Origin of the sequence: Roseovarius sp. SK2 (assembly GCF_028807495.1) — a bacterium.
Taxonomy (GTDB): Bacteria; Pseudomonadota; Alphaproteobacteria; order Rhodobacterales; family Rhodobacteraceae; genus Roseovarius; species Roseovarius confluentis.
The window spans coordinates 1-15,782 of sequence record NZ_JARAMK010000002.1; the positions used below are offsets into that span (position 1 = coordinate 1).

The window sequence follows — 15,782 nt, forward strand, 5'->3', positions numbered from 1 at the left end:
GCCCGATCGCCAAGCCCGACCTGATCCAATGGGCCCCCGGCCTGCCGAAAACCCGCTCCGGCAAGATCATGCGCCGCATCCTGCGCAAGATCGCCGAGGACGATTACGGCGCCCTCGGCGACACCTCCACACTCGCAGACCCCTCCGTCGTCGACGACCTCATCGACAACAGAATGAACAAGGGGGAATGATCATGGACGGCGCAAAGAGACCCCAAACCGCCCCGGTCCTGATCCTGCTCGGGCCGCCGGGCGCCGGCAAGGGCACACAGGCCCGCCTTCTGGAAGAGAAGAATGGCTTCGTGCAACTTTCCACCGGCGACCTGCTCAGGGCCGCCGTCGCCGCGGGCACCCCGACGGGCCGCGAGGCCAAGGCCGTCATGGAAGCGGGCAATCTGGTCAGCGACGATATCGTCATCGCCATCCTGCGCGACCGCCTGGCCGAGCCTGATTGCGCCGCCGGTGTCATCCTGGACGGCTTCCCGCGCACCACCGTACAGGCCGAGGCGCTCGACACCCTTCTGACCGAGACAGGCCAGAAGATCGACGCCGCCATAAGCCTCGAAGTGGACGATGCCGCCATGGTCGACCGCATCTCGGGCCGCTTTACCTGCGGCGCCTGCGGCGAAGGCTACCACGACAGCTTCAAGCCCACGGCCAAGCCCGGCATCTGCAACAATTGCGGCGGCACGGAGATGATCCGCCGCGCCGACGACAACGCCGAAACAGTGGCGCAACGGCTGGAGGCGTATCACGCCCAGACCGCGCCGTTGATCGACTATTACCAATCCAAGGGCGCGCTTTCCCGCGTGCCCGCAATGGGCCCGATCGACGAGATCGCCGCCCAGCTGGACACCGTCCTGTCGCAACGGGCGACATGACGAAACGCCGGTCGGGCCGCATGACGCGGCCCGGCCATTTCACTAGGAGGAGGGACCCCAAAATGTCTCTGGACAAAACAAGCGCGCAGTACTGGAAAGCCAATGTGCGTCTCATCCTGATCAGCCTCGTCATCTGGGCGCTGGTCTCTTTCGGGTTCGGGATCGTCCTGCGCCCGCTCATTTCGGGCATCGAGGTCGGCGGCGCCGACCTTGGCTTCTGGTTCGCCCAGCAAGGCTCGATCCTCGTTTTCCTGGCGCTGATCTTTTTCTACGCCTGGCGGATGAACAAGCTCGACCGTGAATACGGCGTGGACGAGGTGTAAGTCATGGATCAGTTTACTCTCAACCTGCTGTTCGTGGGCGCCTCCTTCGCGCTCTATATCGGCATCGCGATCTGGGCCCGCGCGGGCTCGACCGCGGATTTCTACGCCGCCGGGCGCGGCGTGCACCCGGTCACCAACGGGATGGCCACCGCGGCCGACTGGATGTAGGCAGCGTCCTTCATCTCGATGGCGGGCCTCATCGCGTTTACCGGCTATGACAACTCGTCCTTCCTGATGGGCTGGACGGGCGGCTACGTACTTCTGGCCCTGCTGCTTGCTCCATACCTGCGCAAGTTCGGCAAGTTCACGGTGTCCGAGTTCATCGGTGACCGGTTCTACTCCAAGACCGCGCGCCTCGTGGCCGTGATCTGCCTGCTGGTGGCCTCCATCACCTACGTGATCGGCCAGATGCAGGGCGTGGGCATCGCCTTTGGCCGCTTCCTCGAGATCGACGCCTTCTGGGGTCTGATGATCGGGGCCTGCGTGGTGTTCGCCTACGCCGTGTTCGGCGGCATGAAGGGCGTGACCTACACGCAGGTGGCGCAATACTGCGTGCTGATCCTGGCCTACACGATCCCGGCCGTGTTCATCTCGCTGCAACTGACGGGCAACCCGATCCCGGCGCTCGGCCTCTTCGGCGATACGTCGGATGGCGAGCCACTGCTGGCCAAGCTGGACCAGATCGTGACCGATCTCGGCTTTGCCGAATACACGGCGGCGCATGGCTCGACCATCAACATGGTGCTCTTCACCCTGTCGCTGATGATCGGCACCGCCGGTCTGCCCCACGTCATCATGCGCTTCTTCACCGTGCCGCGCGTGTCCGACGCCCGCTGGTCCGCCGGCTGGACGCTGGTCTTCATCGCGCTGCTTTACCTGACGGCCCCGGCTGTGGGCGCGATGGCGCGGCTCAACATCTCGGAACTGATGTGGCCCAACGGCACCGACAGCGCCGCCGTCAGCGTCGAGCAGATCGAATCCTCGCCCGAATACGCCTGGATGGCCACATGGGAGGCGACCGGCCTCCTGGGCTGGGAAGACAAGAACGGCGACGGCATGATCCAGTACTACAACGATGCCAATGCCGAGCTTCAGGAAAAGGCCGAGGCGAACGGTTGGCAGGGTAACGAGCTCACGAACTTCAACCAGGACATCCTGGTGCTCGCCAACCCGGAAATCGCCAACCTGCCCGGCTGGGTGATCGGTCTCGTGGCTGCCGGTGGTCTTGCCGCCGCGCTCTCCACGGCGGCGGGTCTGCTGCTGGCCATTTCCTCGGCCGTCTCGCACGACCTGCTGAAGGGTCAGCTGACCCCGAACATGTCCGAACGATCCGAGCTTATGGCGGCACGTATATCGATGGCCGCGGCAATCGTGGTGGCGGTCCTTCTGGGCCTCAACCCGCCAGGCTTTGCCGCCCAGACGGTGGCGCTCGCCTTCGGGCTTGCGGCGGCCTCGATCTTCCCGGCGCTGATGATGGGGATCTTCTCGACCCGCATCAACAACACCGGCGCGGTCGCAGGCATGCTGGCAGGTCTCACGGTGACGCTGCTCTACATCTTCCTGCACAAGGGTTGGTTCTTCATTCCCGACACCAACATCTTCACCGATGCCGATCCGCTTCTGGGTCCGGTCAAGTCGACCTCCTTCGGCGCAATCGGGGCTGCGGTCAACTTCGCGGTGGCGTTCTTCGTCGCCAGCATCACGAAGGAGACCCCGCAGGAGATCAAGGACCTCGTCGAAAGCGTCCGCGTCCCCCGTGGCGCCGGCGCCGCCGTCGAAGGCCACTAAGATCAACGATGGCCCCGCCGCGACACGTGGCGGCGGGGCTTTCGCTTCAACTTCGGTCCGGCCCGCACCAAGGTGGGCCCGACCACCCCCTCAAGAGGCTCCGACCATGCCCCTTTCGAGCGATCTGACTCAGTTCCTGCGCTCCGTTCACCCTTATGACAGCCTGGATGACAGCGATCTCGATGACCTGTCCACGCGCTGCGACGCCGCCGATTTTGCCGCCGGCGCGGACATCTTCAACCTGGGTGACACTGTCGACAGCCTTTACATCGTCGTCACCGGCGAAATCGAGATAAAGGACGAGGTAGACGTCCAGCTGTCCCTGCTCGGCCCCCGCAATTCCTTTGGCGAACGCGCGCTTCTGCGCGAGGATGTCGCCAGCCGCACCGCCACCGCCCGCTCCGACGCCACCCTGATCGTGATGCCCGCGGACGCCCTTTTCGCCCTCATCAAATCCTCCGCCAAGGTCGCGCGGTTCTTCGACCGGCGCCGCCCGGCGCGCAGCGACCGCAAGGACCTCACGACCTTGCGCGTGGCCGAGTTGATGACCCGCGACCCGCTCACTTGCACGCCCGACACACCGATCCGCGACGCGGCGGCGCGAATGCACGATCACCATATCTCGTCGATCTGCATCACCGAAGGCGGCGACCTGCGCGGCATTCTCACCGTGCGTGACGTGAACGGCAAGGTCGTGGCCCAAGGCACCGATCCCGCCGCCCCCATCTCCGGCATCATGACCCAAAGCCCCATGACGCTGGAACCCGATGCGCTCGGCACCGATGTGCTGCACCTTATGATGGAACGCGGCATCGGCCATGTGCCCATCACCGACGGCACGCAACTGGTCGGCATCGTCACCCAGACCGACCTCACCCGCGTGCAGGCGCTGTCGTCGGGCGCGCTCGTGGGCCGCATCGCCCGCGCAGACGACGCCGCCGCCATGGCGCGCGTCACCGCCGAGATCCCGCAACTTCTGGCCCAGCTTGTCGGCTCGGGCAACCGCCATGACGTGGTTACGCGGCTCATCACCGATATCGCGGACACCGTCACCCGCCGCCTGCTCACCCTGGCCGAGGCAAACCTTGGCCCCCCGCCCGTGCCCTATCTCTGGCTCGCCTGCGGCTCTCAAGGCCGGCAGGAACAGACAGGCGTTTCGGATCAGGACAACTGCCTGATCCTGTCGGATGACGCCACCGACGCCCACATGCCTTACTTCAACAGCCTCGCCAAATTCGTCAGCGACGGTCTGGATACCTGCAGCTACTTCTATTGCCCCGGCGACATGATGGCGACCAACCCGCGATGGTGCCAACCCTTGCGCGTCTGGCGCAGCTATTTCGACGACTGGATCGCCCGCCCCAACCCCGAGGCGCAGATGCTGGCCAGCGTCATGTTCGACCTGCGCCCCATCGGTGGCGACACCACGCTCTTTGGATCGCTGCAAACCAACACGCTCGCGAAGGCCGCGAAGAACTCGATCTTCACCGCGCACATGATCTCGAACTCGATCAAGCAGCAGCCCCCGCTGGGCCTGCTGCGCGGGCTGGCCACCATCCGCTCGGGCGAGCATCGCCGTCGCCTCGATCTCAAGCATAACGGCGTCGTGCCGGTGACCGACCTCGGCCGCATCTACGCGCTGCAAGGCCAGTTGCGGCAGGTGAACACCCGCACCCGGCTCGAGGCCGCCCAGGCCGCCGGTCACCTCTCCACCTCGGGCGGCGCCGACCTGCTGGATGCCTACGACTTGATCGCCACCATGCGGCTCGACCACCAGGCGGCACAGGTCAAGGCGGGCGACCTGCCCGACAACTTCCTCGACCCCTCCACCCTCTCGGATTTCGAGCGCAGCCACCTGCGCGACGCCTTTGTCGTGGTCAAGACGATGCAATCCTCGGTATCGTCGGGCAAAGGCATGTTAGGGTAGCCCTATGTTCATAGAACTCATCGCCACCATCTTCGCGGGCATTGCCGCCGCCGGTCTGTTGATGATCGTCAACATCGCCTTGGGCCGTCGCCTGCCGCGTTGGCTCACGCCCGTGGCGGCGGGTCTCGGCATGATCGCCGCGACCATTTCCAACGAATACACCTGGTACGACCGCACCGCCGAAGCGCTGCCCGAAGGCATGCAAATCGCCGTCACGATCGACGAGCAAAGCTGGATTCGCCCCTGGACCCAGATCTGGCCCTATACCGAACGCTTCGCCGCCGTCGATACCGGCAACGCCCGGCGCAATGCCAACCAGCCCGGCCAGACCATCGCCGACATCTACTTCTTCGGCCGCTGGGCGCCGGTCAACAAGGCACCTGTCCTCTTCGACTGCACCGAGAACCGCTCGGCCCTGCTGATCGACGGCGCGGACTTCGCCGAGGATGGCAGCGTCCGCGACGCCGACTGGCAACCCCTGCCCGAGGACGATCCGCTGCTCGGCATCGTCTGCGAGACCTGACATGTTCACCCGGCTCAGCCTCCGCCTGCGCATCTTCCTCTTTTTCTGCCTTCTGGCGGCGGGCGCGGTGGCACTGGCAGGCGCAGCGCTCTGGTTCGGCTGGTCGCGGGCCGGCGGCACATTGCCGACCGCACCGTTCCTCACCGCCTTCATCGCCTTCGCGCTTCTCAACACCGCGCTTCTGGTGGGCGTCTGGCTGCTCTTCGACGAAAACTTCGCCAAGCCGATCGAGATGCTGTCCGCCAACTTGCGCCTGCGCGCCCATTCCGGCGTCGACACGGAGCTCTGCCCCGAAAGCACCAAATATCTCGGTGATCTCGCCCCTGCCGCCGATGCCGTCACCCGCACGCTCGGCGCGGGCGTCATGGACACCGCCGCACAGGTCGCCCGCGAAACCGAACGCCTGCGCACCGAGGCCAAGCGCCTCACCTCTCTGCTGACCGAAATCCCCGTCGCCACCATCCTGGTGAACCCGGCCCAGGAAATCGTGCTCTATGACGGGCAAGCCGCCGACATCCTCTCCCAGATCGCCCCGCCCCGCCTCAAGGCGCCGCTCAAGGACTATTTCGACGCGGCCAGCCTTGCCGCCGCGCAGGACCAACTGACCCGGACCGGGGCCGAAACCTCGACCGAGCTGCACGACCATTCCGGCGCCCGACGCTACAAGGTCCGCCTGAAACCCCTTGGCGAAGGCGGCTACATGCTGCTTCTCGACACGCAGGAAACCGAGGTCGACCCCACCAGGGCCCGCCCGCTGGTCTATGACTTCGCCCTGATGGAGACCGCCCAGGCCTGCGATATCCTGGACGCCCCGCTGGACACCCTGTGTTGCGTCGCGTTCGACACCGAAACCACCGGTCTGTCGCCCACCGAGGACCGCGTGATCCAGCTTGGCGCGGTGCGCATCCTCAACGGCCGCATCGTCGAGGGCGAGGTCATCGACACCTATATCGACCCGGGGCGCCCGATCCCGCCCGCCTCGACGAAAATACACCGCATCACCGATGACCACGTGCAGGGCGCGCCAGACTTTGGCACCGTGGGCCGCGATTTCCACCATTTCGCCCGCGACGCCGTGCTGGTGGCGCATAACGCGCCCTTCGACATCGCCTTCTTCCGCCGCTCCGCCGACCGGATGGGTGTCGCGTGGGATCACCCCGTGCTCGACACCGTGCTGTTGTCGGCGATGGTCTTTGGCACCACCGCCGAACATTCCCTCGACGCCCTCTGCGACCGCCTCGGGGTGACCATCCCCCCCGAGATGCGCCACACCGCGCTTGGCGATGCCCAGGCAACAGCACAGGCGCTGGTGAAACTCATCCCCCTGCTTCAGGGCAAGGGCCTGACCACCTTCGGGCAAGTCATCACCGAGACCCGCCGCCATGGCCGCCTGATCCAGGATCTCAATACCTCGCACGGCTGATCCGCGATCCGGATGGACACCCCCGCCATCTGTGATAGCACCGTGCCCGGACCCAAACGCGCGGATCACAGCCCATGAAAACCTTCCCTCCCGAACGCATCGTCTGCCTGACCGAGGAAACCGTCGAAACCCTTTACCTCCTGGGCGAACAGGACCGCATCGTCGGCGTTTCGGGCTATGCCGTGCGCCCCAAGGGCGTGCGGCAGGAAAAGCCCCGCGTCTCGGCCTTCACGTCTGCCGACATCCCCAAGATCCTCGCGCTCCAGCCGGACCTCGTTCTGACCTTCTCCGACCTTCAGGCCGACATCGCCGCCGCGCTTCTGCGCGAAGGCATCGCCGTCATGGGCTACAACCAGCGTGACCTGCACGGCATCCTGGCCATGATCCGCCACTTGGGCGCCACCGTCGGGCAAGAGGCCAAGGCCGCCCAACTGGTCGATCACTACCGCGACCGGCTGGCACAGATCGCCGCCAACGCCAACGGCAAGCCGCGCCCCCGCGTCTATTTCGAGGAATGGGACGAGCCGATGATATCCGGCATCGGCTGGGTCTCGGACCTGATCGAGATCGCCGGCGGGCAAGACGCCTTCCCCGAACTGGCGACCAAGGACAAGGCCCGCGACCGCTTCGTCACCTCCGATCAGGTCATCGCCGCCGCGCCGGACATCATCATCGGCTCGTGGTGCGGCAAGAAGGTGCGCCCCGAGAAAATTGCCGCCCGCCCGGGCTGGGACGCCATTCCGGCCGTCCGGGACAATCGCATCTTCGAGATCAAGTCGCCCCTCATCCTGCAACCCGGCCCCGCGGCACTGACCGACGGGCTCGACGCGATCGTGGCGGCGCTGGCATGAGCCGCAAGGCCGTCCTGTCCTGGAGTTCCGGCAAGGACGCCGCCATGGCGCTCCATGTCGCCCGCACCCAGGGTGCGCTCGACATCGTCGCCCTTGTCAGCAATTTCAGCGCCGCCGACGACCGTGTCAAAACCCATGGCAGCCAGCGCGACATCGTCCGCGCCCAGGCCGCGGCCCTTGACCTGCCGCTGGTGGAAATCGACCTGCCCGACCCCGCGCCCAACGACGCCTTCATGACGCTCACCGGCAACGTGGCAACGCAATTTGCGGATGAGGGCGTCACCGACTGGGTCTTCGGCGACCTCTTCCTTCAGGACATCCGCGACTGGCGCACCGCGCAGATGGCGACCCTCGGCGTGAGCTGCCACTACCCGATCTGGGGCCACGACACCGCCCGCCTTGCCCAGGACATGCTGGCAGCCGGGCTCGAGGCCTTCGTGGTCGCCGCCGACACGTCCCTCCTGCCCACCACGCTGTGCGGCGCCCGCTTCGATGCCGCCTTCCTGTCGGCCCTGCCCGACACCGTCGATCCCTGCGGCGAGAACGGCGAATTCCACACGCTCGTCGCCAATGCCCCCGGCTTTGCCGCGCCATTGTCGCTCGAACGCGGCGCGACCATTCAGCGCGACGGCGTGGCGTATACCGATTATCGTCTGCTCCGCGGATGATTTGCAGCTTGCCAAAGGCCAAGTTAAGCTACGTATCGTACCTATGCGCGAGACCCCTCTACCCCTCGACGACATGATCGTCTGCCCGCAATGCGATGCGGCCTACAGCCTGCGCCGGCCCGATGTCGGCGAGCGGGCGCGCTGCGCGCGCTGCGGCACGGCGCTGATCACGCCCCGGCGCAAGGCCGGGCTCCAGATAATCGCGCTGTCGCTCACCGTGGCGATCCTGATTGTCGCGGCCACCGTATTTCCGTTCCTGACGATCACGGCGGCGGGCACGTCGAACTCCGTCTCGATCCTCGACGCGGCATTGGCCTTCAGCGACGGCCCCCTCATCGCGCTGTCGCTGGCCACGGCGGCGCTGATCGTCTTCATCCCGCTGGCGCGCGTGCTTCTGTCGATGTACGTGCTTGTCCCCATCGTGCTGGACCGCCCCCCGGCGCGCGGCGCCACGCAGGCGTTCCGCCTGTCCGAGGCGATGCGGCCCTGGTCCATGGCCGAGATCTTCGCCATCGGTTGCGCGGTGGCCCTGGTCAAGATCACGGACCTTGCCGATGTCGGCTTCGGGCCCGCCTTCTGGATGTTTTGCGCCTTGGTCTTTCTTGTTGTGGTTCAGGACAATTTCCTGTGCAGGTGGTCAGTATGGAACTCGCTGGAAAAACCGAAAACATAAAAAGCGCCCGCGAGCTGGGCCTCGTCGCCTGCACCCGCTGCACCAAGGTCTGGCCCGCCGGAACCGAAACCTGCGGCCGCTGCGGCAAGCACCTGGAATCCCGCGACACCACCAGCCTGCAACGGGTCTGGGCCTACTGGATCGTGGGTTTCCTCTGCTACATCCCCGCCAACATGTACCCGATGCTGCAAACCCGCACGCTTCTGACCGTGCAGGAGGACACCATCGTCGGCGGCGCGATCGAGCTTTTTCACTACGGCTCGCCCGGCGTGGCGCTCATCATCCTCATCGCCAGCGTCGCCATCCCCGTGGCCAAGTTCCTGGCCATCGCCTTTCTTGCCATCTCGGTTTTGCGCGTCTCCAGCATATCCATGCACCAGCGCCAGCTTCTCTACGAAGTGGTTGAATACATTGGCCGTTGGTCCATGATCGACATATTCGTGGTTGCTATCATGTCGTCGCTGGTGCAGTTGAATACACTGGCCGCGATCACACCCGGCCGCGCCAGCCTGTTCTTTGCCCTATCGGTTATCTTCACCATGCTTTCTGCCCAAGCCTTCGACAGCCGGATGATCTGGGACGTCCAATCCGGCAACCCCGATGCGCCCGACACGTCGGACAGCAACGCCACGTCGGACCGGACCGCCACATGAGCGACACACCTCCTCCCTTGCAGGTCGAACGCCAGCGCAAGTCGCGCCTCAGCCGTGTCTCGATCGTCTGGATCATCCCGGTACTCGCCATCGTGATTGCCCTCGCCGTCGCTTGGCAGACCTACAGCGAGCGGGGCCCCGTGATCGAGATCAGGTTCGAGAACGGTGCCGGTATCGCCGAACGCGAAACCGAGCTGCGCTATCGCGACGTTGCCGTCGGCGTGGTCGAGGAAGTGCGCTTTTCCGAAGATCTCGCCTCCGTGGTCGCCGCCGTGCGCGTCGACAAGGACGTGGCCGCGTTCATCGACGTCTCCGCCAGCTTCTGGATCGTCCGCCCCGAGGTCACGGCCCGCGGCATCACCGGCCTCGATACCGTGCTGTCGGGCGTCTATATCGAAGGCACCTGGGACAGCAAGCCGGGCACGCCGCAAACCAGCTTCGACGGGCTGACCGATGCGCCGCTCTTCCGTCCCGGAGGAAACGGTCTGGAAATCGTCATGCGCACCACTCCCGACGGCACAATGACCGACGACAGCCCGATCACCTTCCGCGGCATCGAAGTGGGCCGCGTCGGCAAGGCCAGCATCTCGCCCGAGGGCAACTATGCCGTGGCCGAGGCGCTGATCTACGAGCAACACACCGGCCTCATCTCCTCCAGAACCCGGTTCTGGGAAACCTCCGGCTTCACCTTCTCCGTCGGACCGCAGGGCGCCGAAATCGACTTTTCCTCGATCGCCACGCTGGTCAGCGGCGGGCTGACCTTCGACACCTTCGTCTCGGGCGGCGAGCCGGTGGACAACGGCACCGTGTTCGAGGTCTATGCCACAGAGGAAGAGGCCCGCAACAGCCTCTTCCAGGCCGCCGATGTCGAGACGCTGGAAGCCCGCGTCGTGTTCGACGAGAACGTCTCGGGCCTCGCCGTCGACGCCCCGGTGGAAATCAACGGCCTCAAGATCGGCGAGGTCCAAAGCGTGCTCGGCGTGATCGACGAGGAAGAATTCGGCGACAGCCGCGTGCGCCTCAGCGTCGTGCTGGCGATCCAGCCGGCCCGCCTCGGCCTGCAGGACGACGTCACGCCAGAGACCGCCCGCGAGTTTCTCGCGGACCGCGTCGCAGGCGGCCTGCGCGCCCGGCTGACCAATGCAAGCATTCTGACCGGCGGGCTCAAGATCGACCTGGTGCAGGTCGACGACGCCGAACCACAGACGCTGGAAACCCCCGAGGATGCCCTGCCGATCATCCCCACCACCGAAAGCGACATCGTCGATGCCGCCGCCACGGTCGAGGGCGTGGTCAACCGCATCAACAACCTGCCGATCGAGGAACTGCTGGGCAGCGCCATCGACTTCCTCGACAGCGCCCAGGCGCTCGTGGCCAACGAGGATCTTCAGGAAACCCCCGCCGAGGTCCGCGCCATCCTGTCCGAGATCCGCACGATCGTCGCATCGGAGGATGTCCAGAACATTCCCGTGGCACTCAACGCGTCCGTCACCCGCCTCGAGTCCCTTCTCGCCGAGATCGAGGAAACCGAGCTCGCCTCGCGCCTCGTCAATGCCGTCGACGCCGCCGCCGACGCTGCCGAAGGTGTGACCACCTCGGTCGAGGGCATCCCGGCCCTCGTCGAACAGATCGAGGCCGTCGCCGCCAAGGCCGAGGCCCTGCCGGTCGAGGATCTGGCCAACCAGCTGACCGAGCTGGCCGCCGCCGCCGAAGGCATCCTCGACACCGAGGCCGCCCGCCAGCTGCCCGCCGACCTGAGCGCGGCCCTCAACGAGATCAACGCCACCCTGACCGAGCTCCGCGAAGGCGGCGCGGTTACCAATCTCAACGCCACGCTCGGCTCCGCCCGCCGCGCCGCCGACGCCGTCGCCACCTCGACCGAGGACCTGCCGGCGCTGGTCGAACGGCTCGGCAACGTGCTCAATCAGGCCAGCGTCACCATCGCCGGCTACAACAAGGGCGACACGCTCAGCCGCGAGGCGCAAAGCGCCCTGCGCGACATATCCCAGGCCGCGGACGCCCTGACGTCGCTGGCCCGCATGCTGGAACGCAATCCCAGCGCGCTAATCCGAGGAAGATGACCATGAAGCTCCGCACACCCGCCATCATCGCCGCGACCCTGCTGACCGCCGCCTGTGGCGGGCCTACGGCCGATCTCTACCCGGTCGCGCCGCCGCAGGTATCGGACTCCATTCGCATCTCCTTCCGCACCGTCGAGGTGCGCGAAGTGTCGCTGCCCGCCTATGCCGCCGCCGACGAGATCGCGGTCGAGGACGAGGACGGCAAGCTTGTGACCGACGCCAATGTCCGCTGGGCCGATTCGCCCGAACGCGCCGTCGCGCTCGAAATCGCCCGCAACCTCGCGCGCCTCTCCGGCGCGCGCGTCGCGTCCGAACCCTGGCCATTCGAGGAACTGCCCGACGCTCGGCTGGAAGTCCGCTTCGAAAGCCTCGTCGCAGGGGCCGACGGCAATTTCCGCGGCGCGGGGCAGTATTTCGTCGGCGTCCCCGATGGCCGCCGCGAACGCTCCGGCCTCTTCCAGCTTGCCGTGCCTTACGATCCCGAAGGCGGCACGCCCGCCCTCGCCCGCGCCCGCGGCCAACTGGTGCTGGACCTGTCGCGCATTATCGCCCGCGAGGGCCTGCGCTAAGGCACATCCCGGTCGACACCACGGGAAAGGTAAAATTGCTTCTGCACGCGCGCCCCGGCCTCACGCCGGGCGGCAGGTACTGAATATTTTGAAAGTGATGAGAGGTTCGACCTCGACCCATGCGTGCCTCAAGTAGCCGAAGGCGGCAGGCCAAGTAAGAATGGTGCGGTCGGGGGGACTCGAACCCCCACGAGTGTTAGCTCACAGCGACCTCAACTTGTTGCGAAGTCTTCGACTGTCCCAACTAAACCCCAAAAACCTAAAGGTTTTTAAGGGCTGCTACGCACCTACCCAAATAACCCAGAACCTACTCTGTTTGATGGTTCGAGCATTAATTTTACTGTTAGGGTAAATGTACCGTCAACCCTTACAAACCCTTACAATCTGCCGACCTCACCGAATGACGGAGCCAAAATTGCAGCTGAAGAAGATCACTGAGGCCACTGGCATCAAGTTGGAATTCCATGACCTGAGACGTACCTTCGCCACACATGCTGAAGCCAATGGCGTTGCCTTCGACCTCATACGCAGAGCACTGAACCACAAGTCACGCAGTGTGACGGAAGGGTATATCATCACTCAGATTGACACCCTTAGGCCTGTCTTCGATGCTGTGGCAGATGGTTATCACCGCTACTACGATCCGGATTGGGAACACGAAGAAGCAGCGGCAAGTGCTGAGGCTGGTGGAGAGGACGGTGCGTAGGCGATTATCAAGGGCATGTGGGGCAGATGGAGGTCAGAAACGTGATTAGCGGGCTACCACCACGTCAGGCAGGATTCGCTTAACAAGAGTTACGTAAATGAAACATGAAGATGATCCTGACGAACGTTTCTTACCTTGGATGCATAGAGCTTCCGGCGTAGGGGCTGTGGCGGGGTTCATCCTTATTCTATTCTACGGCGAGTCTACCTCTTTTCTATTGAGATTTGGCGAAGCTCTTTTGGTGGGTGGCATCGGCGGTGCAATAATCGCATCCATTATTTTCTTCCCAGTTTTTATCGGCCTTACAGCCGGACAACACGGAAAGAACCTTCTTTCTCGAGGTGCTATGTTCACGACTAGTGCTATTATCGGTCTTTGTTCTTTGGATTACGTTTTGGCAGGAGGACAGTTTCTTCTAGTTCCTGTGTCGTATGTCATTACAGGAGGAGATTGGAGCCAAACCTACTGGGGCTGCACAGAAGCTTGGGAATGTGTCGAACAAGGCTGCTGGTGCGCCAGACAAAGTTGAAACTCGTTTGTTGGAAAAACTTTTGGCACTTCCCCTTAGAAACCTACCAAGCAAAGAACATGACATGATACTTACTGATTGGCTTCAAAGAAAAATCGAAGTGGATGAACTGGAAGAGTATTTCACTCCGTCTCCCACGGTAAACTTGCTCACAGGTGAAAGAACAGTGAGTGGCCCTAGTGTGCCGGATAAGGTCAAGGTCATGGTCCAGTCGATGCAGGATGGCGATGAACTCTGGGAATTCAGCACCCCTGACGAGTTCTGGGAGTCTATGTGTGGCCGGAAAGGTGTGGCGCTTTTAAGAGGTAGAAAGATTATCGATGCCACGGTTACCTTTATGAATTGAACACAATATACACTACGCATGCAGCGTCTTTTTTAAGCAACCAAACAAGCTTAAGCGCAGTCTGAGCGCAGCACCAGAGTCCCTGTGAGGAGCCAGTAGCGGCCTTTGTGCGCATTTTGACGGGCAACCTGTACAATTAACGTAGGGGCGCTGTACGGGGCACACAGAGCCTGTGGTGTAACTTGCTCAACCAAGCCAGAACCTGTACGTTGTTAAGAAACCAAAAACGTCTGAGTAATGGAATAAGTATGAAGCTTAGGTATTTATTATCTAATTGTACCTCTTCTTACTTGTGCCTTTATTATAATATATCACCTAACCTACTATCATATAATTTTTTTTGAGCTTGACCCATGTCTAATAACGAAGATCAAGAAGCAACTAACCAGAATGATTATATGTACTCTAGGCCATTGGATGTTCATGTTTGGTCTGACTACCCTGAAGTAAATGATTTTGTTGATGAGATCTACTATCATTTAAGCGAAATAACAGGAAATAAAATAATAAATAAGAAGCTGCTGAAGGTTGTATTACTTGATCTTTATGTTTCTTGGCGTGCTGATCCAGACCTTAAGGTAATGTTCAGTCGAGATAATAGCTCTTACAAAGCTAGATCAAGATATAATGAGATAAATATTGGAAGAAAAATAATTAAAGTTGTAGATAGTCTTGTGGAGCAGGAAATAATACACGAAAAGCGCGGCTTCCATGATCGTGTCAGTGGTACCTCATTTCAAACTCGTTTATGGGCATCAGACTGGCTGAAGGAAAGGTTCAGAGAGGCGCGCTTCAGTCAGTTCTGTCTTCATTCTCACGAGGGTAGAGAACCTTTAGTATTGCGGAACACTGAAAAAGAAGATGTTGAATACGATGAGGCAGAAGAAACCCAAGGAATGCGCGCCCTCCTGTCTGACTACAATGATCTTTTGTATAATACACATATAGACATTTATGATCTAGAAGTTCCTATTATTATCAGTGGAAGTGGCAGCCAGAAGAGTGTCGTACAAGTCAATCAAAACAGTAAGTTCGTTAGGCGTATTTTTAATCATGAACGATGGGATAAAGGCGGTAGGTTTTACGGTGGCTGGTGGCAGAGGTGCCCAAGTGAGTATCGTAAAAGGATCGTTATGGATGGGATTTTGACAGAAGAGATAGACTATTCCGGTCTACATATCACTATTCTCTACGCCAAAGAAGGCATTAGCTATTGGGGCGACAACAACGAAGACCCTTACTCCATATCTGGTATTAATAGCCTCGATCCTGATATTGATCTCCGCGCAGCTGCGAAGCTTCTTCTTCTTACGGCACTGAACGCTGAGAATGAGACCAAAACCTTTCAAGCCTTTCGATCACAAGCCCCAACTGGCTCACCTGAGAAAAGATTGACTAATGAACAACTGTCTTCAATTCTGTCTGCTCTAAAATCCAAACACGAGCCTATTGCTCACAAGCTAGCGTCTGGTGCTGGTATTGATCTTATGTTTGTCGATAGTCAGATTACAGCTAAGCTTATCGAACGTTTTACATACCACTACAAATGCCCGATCTTGACGGTCCATGATAGTTACGTTGTACCTTTTGGCTACGGCATGTTCCTGAAGAAAGAGATGGAAGCTGCGTTTGAAGAAGTAGCTGGCTCATCCGGTACCCGCGTAGAGCACACCACCGATTACTTTTACATTCTCCAAGAACAACCAAGCCCAGAAGAACAGGAAACCATTGAGCCGATAGTACGTTGTGAACGTCACCAAAACGAGCTTAGGCTATTTCAGGAGTTCAAGGGTAAGCCAGCATATGAGGATTGGGTGCCAGACTGGACTAGTGTCTTATAAT

At 61.7% G+C, this 15,782-nt stretch carries 16 protein-coding genes and 1 pseudogene; all 17 read left to right on the forward strand.

What is annotated here, in order from left to right:
- A partial coding sequence (locus PVV74_RS04260; RefSeq protein WP_274592363.1) for a hypothetical protein occupies positions 1-191 on the forward strand: 191 nt, incomplete at its 5' end.
- 2 nt (positions 192-193) lie between these two features.
- Positions 194-880, forward strand: coding sequence for an adenylate kinase (locus PVV74_RS04265; protein ID WP_274592364.1), 687 nt, complete (start codon positions 194-196; stop codon positions 878-880).
- 62 nt (positions 881-942) lie between these two features.
- On the forward strand, positions 943-1,203 hold the full coding sequence (locus tag PVV74_RS04270; RefSeq protein ID WP_103762462.1) for a DUF4212 domain-containing protein: 261 nt from the start codon (positions 943-945) through the stop codon (positions 1,201-1,203).
- A gap of 3 nt (positions 1,204-1,206) precedes the next feature.
- Positions 1,207-2,991, forward strand: a pseudogene (locus tag PVV74_RS04275) (sodium:solute symporter family protein).
- 106 nt (positions 2,992-3,097) lie between these two features.
- The gene (locus PVV74_RS04280; protein WP_274592365.1) at positions 3,098-4,918 is read left to right on the forward strand and encodes a DUF294 nucleotidyltransferase-like domain-containing protein; all 1,821 of its coding nucleotides are present in this window, start codon (positions 3,098-3,100) and stop codon (positions 4,916-4,918) included.
- Between the two features lie 4 nt (positions 4,919-4,922).
- Positions 4,923-5,441, forward strand: coding sequence for a hypothetical protein (locus PVV74_RS04285; protein WP_274592366.1), 519 nt, complete (start codon positions 4,923-4,925; stop codon positions 5,439-5,441).
- A 1-nt stretch (position 5,442) separates the two neighbouring features.
- The gene (locus PVV74_RS04290; RefSeq protein ID WP_274592367.1) at positions 5,443-6,864 is read left to right on the forward strand and encodes a 3'-5' exonuclease; all 1,422 of its coding nucleotides are present in this window, start codon (positions 5,443-5,445) and stop codon (positions 6,862-6,864) included.
- A 74-nt stretch (positions 6,865-6,938) separates the two neighbouring features.
- Entirely contained in the window at positions 6,939-7,715 is a 777-nt protein-coding gene (locus PVV74_RS04295; RefSeq protein WP_274592368.1) for a cobalamin-binding protein, read from the forward strand.
- On the forward strand, positions 7,712-8,383 hold the full coding sequence (locus tag PVV74_RS04300; RefSeq protein WP_274592369.1) for an ATP-binding protein: 672 nt from the start codon (positions 7,712-7,714) through the stop codon (positions 8,381-8,383). The genes PVV74_RS04295 and PVV74_RS04300 overlap by 4 nt, the downstream gene beginning before the upstream one ends.
- A 43-nt stretch (positions 8,384-8,426) precedes the next feature.
- Positions 8,427-9,056: a paraquat-inducible protein A gene (locus PVV74_RS04305; RefSeq protein ID WP_274592370.1), complete on the forward strand. Its 630-nt coding sequence runs from the start codon at positions 8,427-8,429 to the stop codon at positions 9,054-9,056.
- Positions 9,026-9,709, forward strand: a complete 684-nt coding sequence (locus PVV74_RS04310; RefSeq protein WP_211286119.1) for a paraquat-inducible protein A — start codon at positions 9,026-9,028, stop codon at positions 9,707-9,709. The genes PVV74_RS04305 and PVV74_RS04310 overlap by 31 nt, the downstream gene beginning before the upstream one ends.
- Positions 9,706-11,790, forward strand: a complete 2,085-nt coding sequence (locus PVV74_RS04315; RefSeq protein ID WP_274592371.1) for a PqiB family protein — start codon at positions 9,706-9,708, stop codon at positions 11,788-11,790. Before PVV74_RS04310 ends, PVV74_RS04315 begins: the two co-directional genes overlap by 4 nt.
- A 2-nt stretch (positions 11,791-11,792) precedes the next feature.
- Positions 11,793-12,359, forward strand: coding sequence for a PqiC family protein (locus PVV74_RS04320; RefSeq protein WP_245890435.1), 567 nt, complete (start codon positions 11,793-11,795; stop codon positions 12,357-12,359).
- 415 nt (positions 12,360-12,774) lie between these two features.
- Complete coding sequence (locus PVV74_RS04325; protein WP_274592372.1) at positions 12,775-13,065, forward strand: site-specific integrase; 291 nt, start codon at positions 12,775-12,777, stop codon at positions 13,063-13,065.
- A 97-nt stretch (positions 13,066-13,162) separates the two neighbouring features.
- Entirely contained in the window at positions 13,163-13,594 is a 432-nt protein-coding gene (locus tag PVV74_RS04330; RefSeq protein ID WP_274592373.1) for a hypothetical protein, read from the forward strand.
- A 64-nt stretch (positions 13,595-13,658) separates the two neighbouring features.
- On the forward strand, positions 13,659-13,940 hold the full coding sequence (locus PVV74_RS04335; RefSeq protein WP_274592374.1) for a hypothetical protein: 282 nt from the start codon (positions 13,659-13,661) through the stop codon (positions 13,938-13,940).
- Between the two features lie 353 nt (positions 13,941-14,293).
- Positions 14,294-15,781, forward strand: a complete 1,488-nt coding sequence (locus tag PVV74_RS04340) for a hypothetical protein (protein WP_274592375.1) — start codon at positions 14,294-14,296, stop codon at positions 15,779-15,781.
- Position 15,782: the final 1 nt, after the last annotated feature.